Here is a 19,701-nt window from a genome sequence, read left to right as displayed (position 1 = left end):
AGCAATTTTGAAGGCCTTCATCAAGTGTATTCCGCAATTTCAAAAAACTAAAAGTCGAACGTATGTCGAAATAACGACAATAAACATTCGGTTTTCATTTACATTTCGCTCATAATCCATAAAAAAAAGGGCCCCATAAGGACCCGTTTCTTATATTTCATAGCGATTGGATTAGCAATCGTAATAAAGGCTGAACTCGTGCGGATGAATACGGATTGCAACTGCTTTCGCTTCTTGGCGTTTGATTGCTACGTAGTTCTCGATAAATTCTTTCGTGAACACGCCGCTTTCTGTCAAGAAATCGGAATCAGCTTCAAGAGCGCTAAGCGCTTCGTCAAGCGTTCCAGGAACGCTGCGAATTTCTTTTTTCTCTTCTTCTGGCAATTCGTAAATGTTTTTGTCGAATGGACCGTAGCCAAGAGCTACTGGATCAAGCTTGCGCTTGATACCGTCAAGGCCTGCAAGCAGCATAGCTGCGAATGCAAGGTACGGGTTAGCTGTATTATCCGGTGTACGGAACTCGATACGACAACCTTTTGGTGTTACAGCTGCAATCGGAATACGAATAGCTGCAGAACGGTTACCTTTCGAGAATACAAGGTTAACTGGAGCTTCATAACCAGGCACTAGACGTTTGAACGAGTTCGTGCTTGGGTTAGTGATTGCGATCAAAGCCGGAGCGTGGTAAAGCACGCCGCCGATGTAATGCATAGCAAGTTCACTAAGGTTTGCATACGCGCCTTTGTCGTAGAACATTGGCTCGTCGCCATTGAAGATAGAAGTATGAACGTGCATACCGCTACCATTGTCACCGAAAAGCGGCTTCGGCATGAAAGTAGCCGTTTTGCCGTATTGGCGAGCTGTATTGTGAATGATATATTTGAATTTCATCAGGTTGTCAGCTGTTTTTGTAAGTGTATCGAAACGGAAGTTAATTTCTGCTTGACCTGCTGTAGCAACTTCATGGTGATGACGCTCAACGCGAAGACCCGACTCTTGCAATAGGCGAACCATTTCGCTGCGGATATCTTGTTGGGAATCAACTGGCGCTACAGGAACATAGCCGCCTTTTACTGGAATTTTACCACCAAGGTTGCCGCCTTCTTCTTTACGGTTCGTGTTCCAGCCAGCTTCTTCGGATTCAACCATGTAAGAGGAAGAATTCATTGAGCTTTCGTAGCGAACTTCGTCGAAGATGAAGAATTCAGGCTCTGGTGCGAAAAATGCTGTCGTACCGATGCCAGTAGTTTGAAGATACTCTTCAGCCTTTTGAGCAATACTGCGCGGATCGCGGTCATAGCGGTCGCCCTCAGGAGTATGAATATTACACATAATGTTTAGTGTAGGGTGATCAGTGAAAGGGTCAATAAATACGGATTCTGTATCAGGAATCATAACCATATCGGAATTCTCAATTCCACGGAAACCGTGAATCGATGAACCGTCGAATGCTACACCGTTTACGAAAGTATCAGCGTCTACCTCAGCTGCTGGCAGTGTAATGTGGTGAGCATGACCTAGAAGATCCACGAAGCGGAAATCTACAAACTGAATGCTGTTTTCTTTAATATTGTCCAAAACGTTTTGAACTGACATTAATAATTTCCTCCATTTCCGAACATTAGCGTAGTGTTGAACAGGTATTGTTCAATTATTGCTCCAAATCCATGTCGTTATTATAAAACTAGCTCTTAATCTCCGTCAATAGCTATGTAAGGTATTTTTTAAAGCTATGTAAGCTATACTTACAAGTTTGAACAGTTGTTCACAATTCATCCTAAAAAGGATGATAGAACTGCTCTCATCCCTTAACTAGCATAGGCTGCGCGTTACTCCGATACCTTTGCTCAATCTGAAGAAATAGCTATCCCTTCATCAAAAAAAGCTTTGCCGTCCATTGAAGGACTGGCAAAGCTTTATTATTGAGCTAAATTAGATTTTCCATTCTTGAAAAGCTTCCGCCGGTGCTTTCTCTGTATCGAATTGCTTGCCCACGATCGGAGCAAGCTTCTCCAAATCCTTCAAAAGGTTAGCGAATTGGTCCGGGAAGAGTGATTGCACGCCATCTCCAGTCATTGAATTGTCCGGATCTGTATGCATTTCTACAATAAGCCCATTCGCTCCTGCTGCTACTGATGCTTTCGACATCGGCTCTACCAATTCACGACGGCCTGTTCCATGGCTCGGGTCCGAGATTACGGGCAGATGGCTAAGGGATTGCAGAACAGGGATTGCAGACAAATCAAGCGTATTGCGCGTGTAGGTTTCGAACGTTCGGATTCCGCGCTCGCAGAGCATCACGTTCGGATTACCACCTGCCAGAATGTATTCGGCAGCATTGAGGAATTCATCGTAAGTAGAGCTGAAGCCTCGTTTGAGCAGAACTGGCGTTTGAATGGTTCCCAGCTTGCGCAGCAAATCGAAATTTTGCATATTGCGCGTGCCAACTTGCAGAATGTCAGCGTACTCTGCACACACGTCAACGTATTCAGGTGTCATAACCTCAGTGATCGTCAGAAGCCCGTGCTTCTTCCCTGCTTCCGCCATCATCACTAAACCTTCTACGCCTACACCTTGGAAGCTGTAAGGCCCTGTGCGCGGCTTGAACGCGCCTCCGCGCAATACCTGTCCGCCAGCCGCTTTCACCAGTCTTGCGATTTCATCAATTTGCTCCGGTGTTTCGACCGCACAAGGCCCGCCCATAATAACGAGGTTGCTTCCTCCGATTTTCACACCTTTAATATCAATCACCGTGTCGTCTGGATGGAAGTCGCGGCTTGCAAGCTTGTAGGACTTCGAAATTTTAATAACGTTCTCTACACCTTTCATTTGGCGCAAATGCTCAGCAAGCGTCGGCTCAGCAAGGCCGATGATGCCGATAACCGTGCGGTCCGTACCTCTGGATACATGCGCCTGAACACCTGCTTTCTCAATATGGGCAACAATTTCGGTAATGCGCTCTTCTGCAATGTTTGCATTTGTAATTACGATCATGGGGATCACTCCTGAATTTTATTTGTTGGATTAAATAGAAACGCCTGTCGCTGTCCTCTGGCGGGGGAACGCATTTCATTACAAGAAATATAGAGAATGTATAGCCAAAGGATATACTTTCTTCTATTTGAAGCAAAGCCCGCATCGCAAGCATTTACTCAATTTAGTATCCGTATTGAACATCAGTGGCTGCACATTGACTAAAATCCTTTAAGACTTTTATGCTTCGTAGCTTTTAAGCTTCTACGCTTTTAATCACTAAAGTAAATATACATGACTGTCCGTTTTACGTCAACCCCTATAGCAAAAAAAGAAGGAAAACAAGCACACCGCGAATTATCTTTTACGATGTACTTACTGTCCTTCCCCTTGTACTTATGACAATTATTCTGTTTTCTCTGCTGTCGCTGTAGTCGATTTCACCCGCACATTAGGCAGCAGCTTATTCATGTTCACCGTCCGACGGATTTCCCAAGTGTCTGGATTGTTATGATCATACTGCTCCAAATAGTTGATCACCTCTTTGGTCAGCGGAGTAGGCGTCGAAGCGCCGGATGTGACTGCAACACGATCTACTCCTTTTAGCCATTCCTGCTGAATCTCTGACACATCGGAGACGCGGAAGGCTCTCACGCCGGCGATTTCCTCAGAAACCTGGGCTAACCGGTTCGAATTGTTGCTTCGCGGATCACCGACGACAATCGTAAGCTGCGCTTCACCAGCCTGCTCAGCAACAGCCTCCTGACGTACCTGTGTGGCCATGCAAATTTCGTTATGAACCTCTGCAGATGGATAGCGCTCTAAGAGGCGGCTAATAATATGACGAATATCCCACTGCGACATCGTCGTTTGGTTCGTAATAATAATTCGGCCCTCGGGTACATCGAGCGAAGCAATCTCCTCTTCACGCTCGATCAGATGAACCTGATCCGGTGAAACGCCAATGGCTCCTTCCGGCTCTGGATGCCCCTTCTTGCCGATATAAATAATATGGTAGCCCTCGGCAGACTTCGCACGAATCAAGTCATGCGTTCTCGTTACGTCTGGACAAGTCGCATCCACGACGGACAAGCCTTTCTCCCGTGCGCGCAATCTAACTTCTGGAGAGACACCATGCGCTGTGAATATAACCGTCCCCTTGTCAATCTGATCCAAAATATCAAGACGATTCGCACCATCCAGCGTGATAACCCCCTCCTTCTCGAAGGAATCCGTTACGTGCGCGTTATGGACGATCATGCCTAATATATAGATGGGCCGTGGAAGCTCTAGATTTTTGACCGTTTGCAACGCCAGCACCATCGCATCAACGACGCCATAACAGTAGCCACGCGGTGATATTCTTACGATTTCCATTCCTTGCACCTGCTTTCTGACCGGATATACCTATTAAGTATAATTCCTATATTTCATCCGCTGCTACTATTATAGACGAATGAGACGTGTCAGAAAAGCTTAACGGCAGCCAAATGGTAAACTTCGTTCCAGCTCCCTCTCGCGTTGTCACCTCAACCGAGCCTTGATGCTCATCAATGATCCACTTGGCAATGGATAAGCCAAGGCCAGTTCCAACCGTAACTCCTCTTGATTCGTCGGCGCGGTAAAAGCGGTCGAATATATGTGGAATCTCCTCTGGGTTCATGCCGATGCCTGTATCTTGAATAACAAATCCAATCTGCTGCTCGTTTCTTACTGCACTCAGCACGATTGCACCTTCAGGCGTATACTTGAACGCATTCTCAATAAATATAAACAGCAGTTGCTGTAAATAGTTATGATTGGCATTCACGCGAACATCCTCAAGCGCGGAGAGATCACCGACTACCCAATCTGCGCTCCGCGGAAGCAGCTGCGCTCGTCTAACAACCTCTTCTGTCAGCGGGATCAGATCAAGCGGCGTTTTCTCCATTGTGTAGCCCGCATCGGCTCTAGCCAGCGCAAGCAGATCATTTACGAGCGTGCTCATGCGCTTAGCCTCAGCCGAAATATCGCTCATCGACTCTCTAGAGAGCTCCCACCGATCAAGATCGAGAGGCATCCACTCGCCTGTCTCTGCATTCTGGTTCGTTTCCCGAACTTTCGTCCACATCCGCTCTAGCAGCTCTATATTGCCTCTGATGGTCGTAAGCGGCGTTCGCAATTCATGTGAAGCATCGGATACGAATCTGCGCTGTGCCTTATAAGCCTCATCCAGCTCGTTGTAGGCCATCTCCAGCCTCTCCAGCATGACATTCAGCGTACTGACCAATCGGCCAATCTCATCCTTAGGCCCCATAGCGGGAATCCGCATGCTCAAATCCGAACCGTTCTCAATTTGCTGGGTTGCGCGAATGACTCTCTCAATTGGGCGCAGCGCCTGCCGGGCAATGAATAAACCGACGGTAAACGCAATCAGCACGACGATCAAAGATGAGAAAATAAGTGTTGTACGAACACCATTCAAAAACTGTTCTTCGTTATATGGAATGGCGCCAACCTGAAGAAGCCCAACTAGCTTACCGTTCTGAAGCAACGGTCGTTGATGAATCATCATCGTATATTTTTGTTTATTGATTTCCACCTGAATGCTAACGATATCTACTTCAGGATTCGTTGAAGCTTCTGAATAGGGGATAACGAAGCCGAGCTGCCGCAAGTTGGAGGATTGTTTAACAGCGCCTTCAACATAGTTGACGATTTGGATATACATATCCTTCTCTTCGATCCGCGACTGACGGTCCAAATTGAGATCATATTTGTCCCAGAATGTCGTGCCACCTGTAACAACAATATTACGGTCTTGATCCTTCAATTGTTCTTTCAGATCTGAGTACGTATTCCAATTGATAAACAAATAAATCGTAATGCCGAACACAAGCAGAGTGACGGCAAGCAAGCCAGAATACCATAATGTAAGCCTCAGCCTTATAGACATATGCCTAACCCGCCTCTCCGCGGAGCACATAGCCGGTGCCGCGAACCGTTTGAATCAGCCGGTTTCTGCCTCCGTCCTCTACCTTTTGGCGCAGCATCGCAATATATACCTCAAGTACATTCGATTCGCCGCTAAAGTCGTAACCCCATATTTTTTCCATAATTGAATCACGGGTAAGAACGCGGCGCGGATTCTGCATAAACAGCAGCAGCAAGTCGTATTCCTTGGATGTCAGCTCTATGCGACGCCCAGAGCGAATTGCCTCTCTCGCATCCATATCCAAAATTAAATCTTCATATAATAGCTGATTGCTAGATTGCTCCATTTTGTCAGTTTTGCGGCGCAGCAAAGCGCGGGCACGAGCGAGCAGCTCTTCAAGCGCGAACGGCTTGACTAAGTAATCATCTGCACCGAGATCGAGTCCCTTTACTCGGTCAACAACATCATCTTTCGCTGTCAGCATCAATATTGGCACGGTGCTTCCGCTCTCGCGTACGCGGCGGCAAACCTCCCAGCCGTCCACCTGCGGCATCATAACATCAAGGATGAGCAGATCAGGTTCTGCTTTCAGCAGTACCTTCAGCCCTTCCATGCCGTTCGATGCGGTTGTTACTTCATAGCCTTCGAAAGCAAGGCTTCGTCTGAGCAAAGATATGATCTTATCATCGTCATCCACTACTACAATGTGCTGTCTCATCTAATAATCCCCTTTAGTTGCAGCAAAAAGCACAGAGTCGCCATCTCTCTGCGCTTTTTGCGTGGCAATCATTTCTATTCTTGTGCACCAGCCGTATTCTTATCGCCGATCTGAACCTGCAAATTCATCGCACTGCCTTTTCGAACGATATTAAGGTCTACCTTATCGCCGACCTTCTTCGTTTGAATCGCAGCAATAAGCGCCTGTGTATTTGCATATTTCTTGCCGTCAATGCCGACGATCACGTCGAACTGTTGAAGCTCAGCGAGATAAGCTGGAGAATTATAGTATACATTACGAACGATTGAACCTTCTACTGAATCCATGCCCAGCTGCTTCGCGATATCAGCCGTTACGTCTTGAAGCTCTGCGCCGATATAAGGCACTGCTGGTTTAGGAATCGTCGTATTATTCTTAAGGTTCTCAAGCACTTCTTGAATCGTGCTTGTGGGGATCGCAAAGCCGATACCTTGCGCTTGTGAACTTACAGCCGTGTTAATGCCAACTACCTCGCCGTTTACATTAAGCAAAGGACCACCAGAGTTGCCGGGATTAATAGAAGCGTCTGTTTGCAGCAAATGCTCGTATTTGCGCTCGCCTTGTGTATCTTGAATATCGATTGGACGTTCCTTCGCACTCAGCACACCAACCGTAACGGTATGATCGAAGCCGTATGGATTGCCGATTGCCACTACCCAGTCGCCGATGTTAATGTTATCGGAATTGCCAAGCGGCAGTGTTGGGAACGCTTTGTCTCCAGTAACTTTAAGTACAGCCAAATCTAGATCATAACTCGAACCAAGCAACTCTGCTGTGAATGGCTTATCGTAGCCTTGCACAATGACTTTGATCTGATCTGATTCGCCAACCACATGCTGATTGGTCAGAATATAACCCGTTGATTCGAAGAAGAAACCTGTACCGATACCGGATTGCTGCATTTGACTATCATCTTGCTTCGTTCCTGTTTCAGGCTCAGCCGTACCCGGATAGTCATCGCCGAAAAACTGTCTGAAAAATGAATCGTCAAGCATACTGCCGCTGGTGCTCCGCTTTGCCGTATTCACATAGGTTTCGATTTTGACGACCGCTGGACTAGCTGTCTCGAACAACTGTGCTATGTTGTCGGGTCTAGCTGCAACGGTGGAAGCGCCACCGGTGTTTCCTGCTCCAACCGCAGCCGTTGAGCCTGTTCCGCTTGGCTGCGTGTTGTTCGCAACTGCTTGCTCATTTGTAAACCAGTTGTTAATATCTGCCGTATACATCAAAGTGCCTACGAGAATAACGCCTGCTAGAAAAGAAGCAAATATCGCTCTAAAAGATGTCCGTTTTTTCTCACGTACCTGCCATGCACCTTTCGAAGCTTGCGGCGATGGGTTGAATGACCGGATTTGGGACTGAACTGGAACTTGAGGCCTAACTTGCTCTTCATCCGGCTGCGAATCCAGCTGCCCATGCGCTTCCGATGCGCTAGACTGGGAACGTTGAATATCTCCATAAGGCTCGTCTTGGATCACCTTAGGCTTCTCGGCACTGTATTCTGAGTCTACAGCATTTGCACTTTCGTTGCCCCCCGCTCTGAACGGTCCGTAAGAATAGTAGTAAGAAGGCTTAGCCGCTTGCTCCTGTGAATCATTGGATTCGCGTTGTTCTGCGTTAATACTTTCGCTGTTATCCGCAGCCCCTTGCTCGTTATCTTTTTTTCCAAAAAAATCATCAAAGCCTTTTTTGTTGTTTTGATCATCCATGTTCGTTCTCCTCCTTGAATCTTATTGCATCACACTCGCGTACTGTCTTCTAGCACGAAGTCTGTTATTTGGTATAGCTCTATCATGCACATTCTACCTTAAAACAAACTTAAAAGGAATTTAAACAGACATAAAAAAAACGCTCCAAATTCATTTTGGAAACGTTTTTCTACACGATTCAATTTCTAATGAGGAAAAAGCTGCTCTACTTCTTGTAACGCCTGCTTAGCCTGATCAACCCACTTCGGCTCCACGTGAGCATCGGGATCGGAAGGCGATTGGAATTGATCGAATAATGCGCCAACAACACGAACCGATGCTTCGGGATCATTGCCTTCCCGATAGAGATGCTTCAGCACGTAAGGTGTACCCAGCTTAATCGTTGCCTCATTATCCGCTTCACTTACATCGATATGCCCAGCAGTCACTTCGAACGGTATGCGAAGCCAAACCTTATGAGCATCATCAAGGGAGCGGTCAAAGGAACCGCCAGCATATTCCCAATTGCCGCCAAGGGTGAATTGCTGTGATTCCAGCAGCTCCTTCGTTTGTAGAAAATGTTGCTCCCGAGACTCCAGCACAGACGAAATAGGTATCATGACAGCTGCTCCTTTTCACTAGCGAATTTCATATTATTTCAGCTAGTGGGTAGTATGCCCGGCCCATTCATCCTTTATGTGCGATTCGCCCAGCCCTTCCGATGAGCAAGCACGGCCAGTTGTGTCCGGTCATCGAGCTCACACTTCATTAGTAGGTTGCTTACATGCGTTTTGACGGTTTTGATACTAATATGCAGCTCTTCCGCAATTTCCTTATTCGATTGACCGTCGGCGATGAGCAGCAGCACTTCTTTCTCCCGCTCCGTCAACCCTTCATCGCCTGATTGAGCCGTTCGCTGCCGGAGACCGCGTGTTAAAGCTTGCGAAACATCCGCCGTCATGACTGGCATCCCTTTGAATGCCCCGCTTATGGCATAGATTAGCTCTTCTGCTGAAACGGTTTTGAGGACATAGCTCACTGCACCTGCCTCAATCGCACCATAAACTTTGTCGTCTTCTAGAAAACTCGTCAGCATCACGATTTTCATGCTTGGATGATTTGCTATGATTGCTCTTGTTGCTTCAATGCCGTCCATGCCTGGCATCATAAGATCCATCAATATAATTTGCGGTCTTATATCCTCCGCCGTTTTCTCCAGCAGATCAATAGCTGCCTGTCCGTTGCTTGCCTCCGCAATGACATGAAATTTAGGCTCCAGCATCAAATAGGTTCGAAGACCTGTTCTAACCATATCATGGTCATCCACAATCATAATTCTAATTTGTTCTGCTCCGCTCACGCTTCACGATCTCCCTTCAGCATCTTAGGTATAGTCACTTTCACTCTCGTCCCACCGCTTGGCTTACTCCATATCTCCGCTGCTCCGCCCAGCTTCTGCGCTCTTTCCTGCATCGTCGAAAGGCCGTAGGAGCCGCGTTTAACCTCATCAGGCTTGAATCCAACGCCGTCGTCCTGCAGAATCATGACAACCTGACGCTCATTATCAGTCAGCGTCAACGTGCAGCCGTTTGCTCCAGCATGCTTGACAATGTTAGCCATTGCCTCCTGTGCGATCAGAAACAACTGATGCTCCTTTGCTTCGGACAGCTGCTCCTTCAGACGCCATTCAAGCTCACCCTGCAGCTTATTTTGCCGGCAGTAATCGGGAAACCATTTATCTAACGCTTCATGCAGCGTTCTGCCCTCAAGCTCCATCGGACGCAGCTGCGCGATGAAATTTCTCATTTGCTTTTGAGCCGTATTTGACATGCTGACGAGTTGTTCCAGCACGGAATCAGCACGCTCGCGATCAACCTGCTGCAGCTTAGGCAGCGAGGACGCGCACATATGAATGGCAAAAAGCTGTTGACTAACCGTATCATGCAAATCACGGGCAAGCCGTTTCCGCTCTTCTAGAACCGCCGCTTCATTAGAAGCCGATTCCGTCATCACATATTCTTCACCGCGCATTTGGAGCCATTTCATTTTCTCTTCCATTTGGCCTGCAAGCTCATTAAATTCCCGATAGACCTCAATAAATGAATTATGTCCGTTTTCCGTTATACGAACGCCATAATTCCCGTTAGCAGCCTGCTTCAATGAAAGATGCAGCGTATCGATACGCCTGCCTATTCGCTGTGCCGCCCAATAACCGAAACCAGCGCTCACAAGCAGGAAGACGGAGGCGGCCCCAAGGCGCACTTCCGTCTTTCCCGCTTCATCAATCAGGCTAGCCCAAGTAACCGCTCCAAGCACAAGCGACACTACGGAGGCGATGACGAACATTCCGATAAGCTCCCACTTCCCACTTCGAAGAAAACGAACCATCATACCCGATCACCCTACCTTCGTCACACGAACGTCTCCAACGAACGTGCTAACGATCAGTTTGATTTTTTTATCGGTTTCTTGATAAGAAGGCGATTGAATGTTGATATTCGTAAATATGCCGCCTTCCTTCTGTCCTAATATTTTGACATCACCGATAAAAGCGCTGGATATGACTTGCACGCCGACCTCGTAATCATTCGGAACGAATACTTTCACATCCCCTATAAAGGAAGAGATATGAATTTTCGTTTCCCCTTGAGACACCTGAGCCTTTGTCAAATCAAGCACCGTATCTCCAATGAAATGAGAGATATTAAGCGGCTTCAAATCCCAGTAATCATGACCGATATGAATGTCACCAATGAAGCCCGATCGTGTTTGCGTATTGGAATCGCCATGACTCCACCATTCCACATGCTCTTTATGGTTTCTTTTCCAATCACCAGTATTTTTCTTATGCTCTGATTTAAAGTTATTTTTCCATTCCTTGAATTCCTTCTTCCCAGATGCGAACGGTTCATAGGCTTCCTGTACGTCTTCCCGATTCGTCTTCTGACCCAAATCTTGAAATTGTGATTGAGTAGGATCTGGATGCAATGGCGGTGCAGGAGGAACCTCTGGTCCTTCCGAATAAGACTGATACGACTTCCAATCATCCGTAGGAGGAGCCTGACGCTTTGATTTGGGCCGCCATATTAAGTTGATGCCGACTAAAATAACGACAACAGGCCAAATATAAGGAGCAATATCGCCAATCGACCAGGAGAATAGTTCCAAGCTTCGTCCAAGGAAGACAACGCCGATCAGCAATACAATTGCACCCCACCAGCTTGAACCCGAGCCATGTGTCCGGCTGGACAGCAAGCCTCGAATTCCGACAATAATAAGAATGACTGGCCAGTACGTAGAAATCATATCACCGATATTAAAGGTCACATGACCTGTCTGCCTAAGCAAAAACAAAACGCCAACTGCAATGATGACTAACCCGGTGAATAACCGGTTTGCGAAATTTCCGTTCATGCCGTCTCAGCTCCTTACGATTCCATCTCGGTTTAATAATCTTAGTATAACGGACAGCAATCAATAGAAAAAGGGACGACCGATTGAAATGACAATCAGTCTCTAGACTGAGTAATTGTTGAATCTATCCATTTCATACCTAACACGCGTCATGAAACATCACTTCTAACGTTGACATTGCTTACTTCTTCTACTTATAATGATGAACGGATTAGGAGCATAGAGATAACGATGCACAATTGATGGAACAGGGGATGAAGCAATGGACATTATCGAACTGTCCAAGGGATTGGATACGATATGGGTCGTTTTGACAGCAGCTATGATCTTGCTAATGGAGGGCGGCTTCGCCTTGCTTGAGGCTGGATTTGTCAGGCAAAAAAATGCCGTCAGCATTATTATGAAGGTGTTTGTCGATATCGCTTTCGGCGCACTCGTATTTTACTTCTTCGGATTTGCTATCATGTATGGACAAGATGCTGGCGGTTTAATCGGTACAACCGGTTTTCTAATTAACGGTGATTTGTCGCATATTGACTTAAATATTACTCATGAAACCTTTTGGTTATTCCAGTGCGCATTCGTTATCGCCGTTATTTCCATCGTATCAGGAGCGGTTGCCGAACGAATTAACTTCAGAGCTTATATATTGTTAACGATAGCAATGACCGGTTTTATCTATCCGCTTGCTGGGCATTGGGTTTGGTCGGTCAACGGTTTTCTCGGAAAACTAGGCATGATCGATTTCGCAGGCTCTGCCGTTATTCACGCTTTGGGAGGTTTCTCCGCACTTGCTGCTGCCATCTTTATCGGTCCACGCATCGGTAAATTCAGCGCAGACGGCAAAGTAAACATCGTGCCTCCTTCCAATCTACCGCTCGCTTCCGTTGGTGCTTTTATTCTATGGTTCGGCTGGTTCGGCTTCAACGCGGGCAGTACGCTAAGCGCAACGAACACCTCCATTGGTCATATCGCTATTACGACTATGCTCTCTGCAGCTGCAGGCGGCGCAACATGCATCCTATTCACTATGTTTCGTTATAAGAAAGCAGATCCTCCGATGGTTATTAACGGATCGCTTGCAGGTCTAGTCGGGATTACCGCAGGCTGCGCTTTCGTATCTGATGTTGCTGCTATTGGGATTGGTGCCGTATCTGGCATCGCAATGGTATTGGTAACTGAATGGCTGGAGAGCAGGCAGGTAGATGATCCGGTTGGTGCCTTTGCTGTACATGGTGTAAGCGGCAGCATTGGCACGCTTGCAGTTGGCTTATTCGCACTTCCCGAAATGACAGAAGGTGTTGGGAGAGGCTATTACGGATTATTTTACGGCGGCGGTTGGAACTTGCTTGGCGTACAAGCACTGGGCCTTGCCATTGTTTCAGTCTGGGGCTTCCTTCTCACATGGGGAGCGCTTTGGCTCATTCGTAAATTGCTGCCCGTGCGCGTCTCGAAGGATGAAGAGCTCATCGGGCTAGACGTTGGTATACATGGTGTTCCTGCCTATAGCCAAGAGCATGATTTCCTTGATTTCGACAGACTTAGAAACAACAAATAAACCAAAAAAGAACCGTCTCGGCCAAAGCGCTGAGACGGTTCTTTATAATAGTTAATGTACTCGTTTATTATTCATTCATTTCGTTAGCCAGATCATACGATATCGTCACGATATCCGTTGGGGCAGCTACGTTCTTAATAGAACGTGCACTTTCGATTTCCAAGCGCAGCGCACGAGCCTTCTCCATTGGCTTTCGTACGAAATGAATATATTCAACAGCCAAATGATGATCCGGCTTCTTGCCTGTCAGCATTCTTCTTAATGTAGACATCGATTGGTAGGCACGATCTTCCATCAGCCTTCGTTTCTCATAACGCTCAACCATCTGTTCAATTTCAGCAATTTCCTGCTCTTTCTTGGCAACGTAGGCATCAATAAAAGGTAAAACCTCGCCCGCTTTACGATGATGGGCAGCAATTACAAAGCCTGAATGAATGATCGGATCTGTCATGAGAATTCACCTGTCTTGTCATGTTATTAATTCTTACATATAATCATACAACAAATTCAGATGGATGAAAACTGTTTTTTAAGCGATGGAAATATCTGCTCCGATTACACCGATCACTTTACCTTCCGCATCATAAATCGGGACCGATACAGTCAAACAAAGCTGTTTAGTAATTGCCGAAACATAAAGTTCGGATTGAAATAGTTGGCCTGTGATCGCCTTTTTCCACCAATCTCTCCCTTTCGCATTCAGAAGACCAGCCTCCGGCAAAGAGAATATGAATGAGCCGTCTGCGCGATTAGACCAAATCGCTTCAATCTCCGTCCTAGCCTTCAGCAGGGAAGTAAGCTCATCTCTATGATCATGCTCGAATAATGCTGTAAGCTTCGGGGCTGCCGCCGCCGATCTCAGCCATTCCTTCACGGAAGCAACGTCAACTTTGATCTCATGACCCGTTTGACTTACACCAACCTGCTCAATAGCAAGCGATAAATCTGATGATGAGCGTTTAAGATTATGGCTGATCCGGTTCATGTTGCCAATCTGCTCACGCTGCAGCTGTGTCATTGCGAGTGTGCTATCCACGCTCTGCAATGTATCATGAACGGAATCAACTACATCCTTCAGCATCATCGTGGAATCTGTCATATGTTCAGTTTGCTGCCTGCTCGCCGCGCTTGTCTGCTCAACAAGCTCATCCACCTCAACTATTCTTGAGTAAATACGATCCATTCGATCACGGTTTACCGTCATTTCTGCAACTCCCCGCTCAACAGAAAGCTTTTCTATATCCACAGCATGAACGACTTGCTCTACTCTGCCCGCAATTTGCTCCACAATTGCCGATGACCGTTTGACCGCTTCGCCGCTTTGCTCAGCGAGCTTCTTTATTTGCTGGGCAACGACAGAGAACCCCCGTCCATATTCACCTGCGTGAGCCGCTTCGATTGAAGCATTCAGTGCAAGCAGAGAGGTTTGTGATACGATTTCTTGTATGAATTGGTTGATTTCATTGATATGGGAGGTTTGCTCGATCAGTTGACGAATATGCTCCTCCATAGCCCGATTGTTTCTGTTCAATTCGCTCATTACCTCATCGGTGCTCGTCAAAGAATGGCGCACGTCCAGAACAACTGCCTTTGTCTCTTTGCTCTTCGTGTTCAAATGCGAAGAAGCTCCACTGATCTGCTCCGCCGCGGAGGCTACCTCCTGCAAAGCTGAGAATGCTTGCTCAATTCGGTTCATCGCAAGCGTACTGTTCGCCCGCAGCTTCTGTTCATGCTCTGATGATACATCGGCAATCTCAGTCAACCGTGCAGCCGATTGGTCAACCTCGTCTACCGCAGCGTTTAACTGGTCTGAGATAACGACCGATTCATTGAGCAGACGTGTCATCCTAACATGCTCTTCCGCTCCCTGTGAAACAAGCGAGCGCGCTTTCGTATTCCGAGAAAACCAACTGGTCGTAGAACTCATGTCAGGTTTTGTTCCCCTCTCGCATGCTGATACAAAATTTTCCTAAATTATATATCAGCATTCCGCAAAAGAAAAGAGGAACCGCTAGGGTTCCTCCTTGTATGTTCGGTATTGCATGTTAATAACGATTACTTCTCAGCTTTTTGTTGAGCCGTGTTTGCTGCTTGTTTACCTGCTGCGTTATTTTGGTTCAACTCTTCTGCGAATTCTGCATTGTATTGATTGTTTTGGGCTTTATTGTTTTTGTTTTTAGCCATGGTAATCACCTCCCCGTCCAAAGATAGTATGGCATTTATAGCGAATATTATGCGAGCTGTTTACGATTCTAGATACGACTGGGGAATAGGCTTTCCTACCTCGATTGCCTCGTTAATTTGATTAAGCCAGGCTTGCGAAAGCTTGCCTGTTCCTATACGAAGTACCTCAACGTCCACCGTTCGCTTGCCCCATTGCTCATACACCTGCTTGATCGTTTCGAAATACAAGTCGATCCGTTTCCCTTTTATCGCCGATCCGGTATCTGCCACAACGCCGTAGCCATAATCCGGGATATAGAGCAGTGTACCGATTGGAAACAATTTCGTATCCGCTGCAATCGTCGATACCTGATCTCTGCGCACCTTCACCCCTGAATAGGTAATTCCGTATTGCGGATGCCCCGGACGCTTGCCGGTGGATTCTACGCCTGCCGTATAGCCAGTTGCAACAACCTCTACTTTATCCAGCTTCACTGCATTTGAAGGCTTCAACTCTGCAGCAGGCTTTTCGTGACGATTATTGCCTGTTGCAGCGCCACTTCGCTTCGGATAGGCAGCTTCTCCCTGCGCAGAGCATCTTAATGTATTTATGCCGATGAAAATGACAGCAAAGAGCAGCAGCGCTGTAATCCCTCTTCTGAAATAAAAAAAGCTTGTGGTCATCTGGTTTACTTCCTCCTCAGAAGAAATAATGCCCCAGTGGCCCAAGCTTTATGCGTCATTTGTTATTGTTCTTTGTCAGCGATTTGTTTCTGCAGCTTTGCAATCAGCTCTGTAACGGGAATCGCGCCTAGGTCACCTTCACCGCGCTTACGCACCGAAACAGCTTCCGCTTGCATCTCATTCTCACCTACTACGAGCATGTAAGGCGCTTTCTCCAGCTGTGCCTCGCGAATCTTGTAGCCCAGCTTCTCGTTGCGAAGATCGCTCTCAACACGAATGCCGCTTTCTTGCAGTTGTTCTGCTACCTTTCGTGCATAACCTTCATAAGCAGTCGATACGGGAATCACTTTTGCTTGTACAGGGGACAGCCATAGCGGCAGTGCTCCCGCAAAGTTCTCCAGCAAGAACGCCGTCATACGCTCCATAGTACTAATAATACCGCGGTGGATTACGACAGGACGATGCTTCTTGCCATCCTCGCCGACGTATTCAAGCTCAAAGCGCTCTGGAAGCAAGAAATCAAGCTGTGCTGTTGACAGCGTCTCTTCTTTGCCCAGTGCAGTTTTAATTTGAACATCAAGCTTAGGACCATAGAATGCTGCTTCGCCCTCCGCTTCGAAGAACGGAAGCTCCAGCTCCTCGACAACCTCGCGAAGCATACGCTGCGACATTTCCCACATCTCGTCATTTTGGAAGTATTTCTCTGTATCTTTAGGATCGCGGTAAGACAAGCGGAAACGGTATTCCTTAATGCCGAAATCCTCATACACCTTACGGATTAAGTTAACAACGCGAGCGAATTCTTCCTTGATCTGATCAGGGCGACAGAAAATATGAGCATCATTCAGCGTCATTGCACGAACCCGGTGCAAGCCTGTGAGTGCGCCTGACATTTCATAACGGTGCATCGTTCCTAGCTCCGCAATCCTTACAGGCAGGTCACGGTAGCTGCGCATATCGCTTTTGAATACCATCATATGATGCGGGCAGTTCATCGGACGAAGAACAAGCTCTTCATTGTCCATAATCATCTTAGGGAACATGTCCTCACTATAGTGCTCCCAATGTCCCGAAGTTTTGTAGAGCTCTACGTTCGCGAGTACTGGTGTATAGACATGCTCGTAACCGAGTCTTTCCTCAAGGTCGACGATATAGCGTTCCATTGTTCTACGCAACTTAGCGCCGTTAGGCAGCCACAGCGGCAAACCTTGACCTACCTCGCGGGAGAAAGTGAACATCTTCAGCTCACGGCCGAGTTTGCGGTGATCCCGCTTCTTTGCTTCTTCCAAGAAGTGTAGATGCTCGTCAAGCTGTGCTTTTTTCGGGAATGCTGTTCCGTAAATACGCTGCAGCATTTTGTTTTTGGAATCTCCGCGCCAGTAAGCCCCTGCTACGCTTAGCAGCTTGAATGCTTTGATACGACCAGTTGATGGTAAATGCGGTCCGCGACAAAGATCGAAAAACTCGCCTTGGTCATACATCGTAATGACCGATTCTTCAGGAAGATCACGAATAAGCTCCAGCTTCAAGTTGTCGTCCAGCTCTGTGAATATCTCCAAAGCCTCGTTTCTGCTTACGATACGGCGGCGAATATCCAGGTTTTGCTGAATGATTTTGTCCATTTCCTTCTCAATCTTCACTAAGTCCTCAGGTGTCAACGATTGTTCCATATCAATGTCGTAATAGAACCCATCCTCAATAACAGGACCTATACCGAGCTTAACTTTTTCGTTTCCGTATATGCGTTTAATCGCTTGTGCGAGCAAATGCGCTGTACTGTGACGATATACTTCCAAACCGTCTGCGGAATCAAGCGTTACGATTTCGATGGCAGCATCTGCCTCGATTGGTGTATAGACATCGACAACCTTACCGTCTATTTTGCCTGCTATTGCATTTTTGCGAAGTCCAGGGCTGATCGAGCCAGCTACCTCTTCAATTGTTGTTCCAACCTCATATTCCCTTACTGCGCCGTCTGGCAATGTGATATGAATGGCCATTGTTGTTCATCCTCCAATTTGTGATCAAATGAATCGTCACTTACGTATTTCAAGCAAGGTGAAACGGCTGTCTCCGTTCTCTGGCGGTGCACCGCGTTTCATTCTAAGAAATATAGAGAAAAGGTTGGCGAAATCCTATCCTTTTCTATATTTCAAAAAAAGAGCACAAAAAAAGCACGCATCCCTAAAAAGGGACGAGTGCTTGTATGCTCGTGGTTCCACCCTACTTCGACTGCGCCAGCCTCAAATTATGCCGCATTGCAGTCCTCGTAATATCCGGTAACGGGGATTTCCGGTACAGCATACTGCTGCAGCATTCCTCCATAAAGGATGTTGCAGGTTGAGCCATACAGCTTCAAAGGGGTACATCTGCGGATAAAATGGAAGGAAATTGCAGCCGAGTTTCCTCTCTCTAAGCCAACTATCATAAGCAGACACATGTCTTTGTCATTGCCGATTAGATTTCATATGAAGACAATTATAGCCCGCTCAGCTTGATTGGTCAAGTCCATCAGTCCATCTGCTCAGCTCATCAAGGCTGAATAAGCTCATCAAGGCTGCTGCTGCAGGAAACGCATTGCACGCATACGGTAACCCGCTGATCAAAAATCGTTTCTATCGTACGAATGACCTGCATATCCGGCTGTCTCGTGTGAATCGTAATATGCTTTGGAGATACAGCTATGAGTGAGCTAATAACCATATCTTCAATATTCATTTCTGTCTCGAGCATTTCTGCAACGATACGGTCGGTTGGCGGATTGGGATCAAGCGGCTGGAATACACCATCATACAGCATGAAATCATGGCCGCCCTTGTGCAGCAGATGAACCATAGGCAGCTTCGTATCCTGTAGAAATACGAAATATTTCAACAAAGATATAAACTCCTGATATTGCTTATCCAGCACATATTCATCCAGCGCATATTCAACGACTTCGGCCAGTTCCTTACGATATGCCTCTAGTCTAAACGTTGTAAATCCTTTTACATTCATCAGCGTATTTTCTTGCAAAAAAACTTCGGCTTCGACCGCTACCTTGTTTTTTCTTCTTAACCGATCTGCATCCAAAAACTTTGTTCCAAGTCCATCCCATTCCTTGCCATGCAGCAGATCGTGACAGTATTTCTCAAGTGCAGCCGTATCTGCAGCAGTGTTGTTACGGTACTTCTTTCTTATAATAGCAGCCAGCATGGAGGGCTCCATTTCACTGACAACAAATTCTGCAATTGCCATAGCTGCCGCATGATAAGCGGCCTCTCCGTGAGCTTTCAGTTGAAAATGCGGAAGCAGCGCATTGCAGCTAATATCAAGTTCAGCTGTTTGTTCAAATGCAATTAACACCGGCTGATCATGATTTGAACGGATATGTAAATCGACGAGCGCTTGTTCCGTTAACAATTCCTTCAGTTTACTCACTGACTTCCGGAGACTTTCAGGTAAAGATATCGTGAATAGCTCCATAAGCTCACCCCTTTCCTTCCTTATCAGTATATGGTGCCGCGTACGGGGATATACGATGAAGAGATTGGAATAAAAGTGGGGCATC

17 protein-coding genes are annotated in these 19,701 nt (G+C 46.7%); 1 reads left to right on the top strand and 16 read right to left on the bottom strand.

Annotated elements, in window-relative coordinates; genetic code table 11:
• Positions 1 to 171 precede the first annotated feature (171 nt).
• The 10 genes from glnA to liaF all read right to left on the bottom strand — a co-directional run bounded on the left by glnA (position 172) and on the right by liaF (position 11,746).
• Positions 172 to 1,596 (bottom strand): type I glutamate--ammonia ligase, encoded by a 1,425-nt coding sequence (gene glnA / locus FGT79_RS21245; protein ID WP_138754831.1) that lies wholly within the window; start codon positions 1,594 to 1,596, stop codon positions 172 to 174.
• A gap of 336 nt (positions 1,597 to 1,932) precedes the next feature.
• A complete protein-coding gene (aroF, locus tag FGT79_RS21240; protein WP_138754830.1) occupies positions 1,933 to 2,994 on the bottom strand; it encodes a 3-deoxy-7-phosphoheptulonate synthase in 1,062 nt (353 codons plus the stop codon).
• 384 nt (positions 2,995 to 3,378) lie between these two features.
• Positions 3,379 to 4,350: a 4-hydroxy-3-methylbut-2-enyl diphosphate reductase gene (locus tag FGT79_RS21235; protein ID WP_138754829.1), complete on the bottom strand. Its 972-nt coding sequence runs from the start codon at positions 4,348 to 4,350 to the stop codon at positions 3,379 to 3,381.
• A 46-nt stretch (positions 4,351 to 4,396) separates the two neighbouring features.
• Positions 4,397 to 5,908 (bottom strand): sensor histidine kinase, encoded by a 1,512-nt coding sequence (locus FGT79_RS21230; protein WP_138754828.1) that lies wholly within the window; start codon positions 5,906 to 5,908, stop codon positions 4,397 to 4,399.
• A 4-nt stretch (positions 5,909 to 5,912) separates the two neighbouring features.
• Complete coding sequence (locus FGT79_RS21225) at positions 5,913 to 6,605, bottom strand: response regulator transcription factor (RefSeq protein ID WP_138754827.1); 693 nt, start codon at positions 6,603 to 6,605, stop codon at positions 5,913 to 5,915.
• A 74-nt stretch (positions 6,606 to 6,679) separates the two neighbouring features.
• On the bottom strand, positions 6,680 to 8,353 hold the full coding sequence (locus tag FGT79_RS21220) for a S1C family serine protease (RefSeq protein ID WP_138754826.1): 1,674 nt from the start codon (positions 8,351 to 8,353) through the stop codon (positions 6,680 to 6,682).
• 185 nt (positions 8,354 to 8,538) lie between these two features.
• Complete coding sequence (locus FGT79_RS21215; RefSeq protein WP_138754825.1) at positions 8,539 to 8,952, bottom strand: YugN family protein; 414 nt, start codon at positions 8,950 to 8,952, stop codon at positions 8,539 to 8,541.
• Between the two features lie 74 nt (positions 8,953 to 9,026).
• Complete coding sequence (locus FGT79_RS21210; protein WP_138754883.1) at positions 9,027 to 9,665, bottom strand: response regulator; 639 nt, start codon at positions 9,663 to 9,665, stop codon at positions 9,027 to 9,029.
• Positions 9,666 to 9,688: 23 nt separating this feature from the next.
• Positions 9,689 to 10,723: a sensor histidine kinase gene (locus tag FGT79_RS21205; RefSeq protein ID WP_138754824.1), complete on the bottom strand. Its 1,035-nt coding sequence runs from the start codon at positions 10,721 to 10,723 to the stop codon at positions 9,689 to 9,691.
• 6 nt (positions 10,724 to 10,729) lie between these two features.
• Positions 10,730 to 11,746 (bottom strand): cell wall-active antibiotics response protein LiaF, encoded by a 1,017-nt coding sequence (gene liaF, locus FGT79_RS21200; protein WP_138754823.1) that lies wholly within the window; start codon positions 11,744 to 11,746, stop codon positions 10,730 to 10,732.
• Positions 11,747 to 12,008: 262 nt separating this feature from the next.
• On the opposite strand from liaF, the gene FGT79_RS21195 reads away from it, so the two are divergent.
• Positions 12,009 to 13,304, top strand: a complete 1,296-nt coding sequence (locus FGT79_RS21195) for an ammonium transporter (protein WP_138754822.1) — start codon at positions 12,009 to 12,011, stop codon at positions 13,302 to 13,304.
• A 67-nt stretch (positions 13,305 to 13,371) separates the two neighbouring features.
• Here FGT79_RS21195 and FGT79_RS21190 read toward each other — a convergent pair whose 3' ends face one another.
• From FGT79_RS21190 to FGT79_RS21170, 6 genes are all read right to left on the bottom strand, one after another.
• Positions 13,372 to 13,755: a hypothetical protein gene (locus FGT79_RS21190; protein ID WP_138754821.1), complete on the bottom strand. Its 384-nt coding sequence runs from the start codon at positions 13,753 to 13,755 to the stop codon at positions 13,372 to 13,374.
• 78 nt (positions 13,756 to 13,833) lie between these two features.
• Positions 13,834 to 15,231, bottom strand: a complete 1,398-nt coding sequence (locus FGT79_RS21185; RefSeq protein ID WP_138754820.1) for a methyl-accepting chemotaxis protein — start codon at positions 15,229 to 15,231, stop codon at positions 13,834 to 13,836.
• Positions 15,232 to 15,359: 128 nt separating this feature from the next.
• A complete protein-coding gene (locus FGT79_RS32285) occupies positions 15,360 to 15,488 on the bottom strand; it encodes a hypothetical protein (protein ID WP_269433050.1) in 129 nt (42 codons plus the stop codon).
• Positions 15,489 to 15,548: 60 nt separating this feature from the next.
• Positions 15,549 to 16,151, bottom strand: a complete 603-nt coding sequence (locus tag FGT79_RS21180; protein ID WP_138754819.1) for a 3D domain-containing protein — start codon at positions 16,149 to 16,151, stop codon at positions 15,549 to 15,551.
• 62 nt (positions 16,152 to 16,213) lie between these two features.
• Positions 16,214 to 18,151, bottom strand: a complete 1,938-nt coding sequence (gene thrS, locus FGT79_RS21175) for a threonine--tRNA ligase (RefSeq protein ID WP_138754818.1) — start codon at positions 18,149 to 18,151, stop codon at positions 16,214 to 16,216.
• Positions 18,152 to 18,683: 532 nt separating this feature from the next.
• Positions 18,684 to 19,616, bottom strand: a complete 933-nt coding sequence (locus tag FGT79_RS21170) for a putative sporulation protein YtxC (protein WP_171056357.1) — start codon at positions 19,614 to 19,616, stop codon at positions 18,684 to 18,686.
• Positions 19,617 to 19,701 lie beyond the last annotated feature (85 nt).

It is taken from the genome of Paenibacillus sinopodophylli (assembly GCF_005930355.1).
In the GTDB taxonomy this organism is placed as follows: Bacteria; Bacillota; Bacilli; order Paenibacillales; family Paenibacillaceae; genus Pristimantibacillus; species Pristimantibacillus sinopodophylli.
This window is presented reverse-complemented; position numbering and strand designations above follow the sequence as displayed.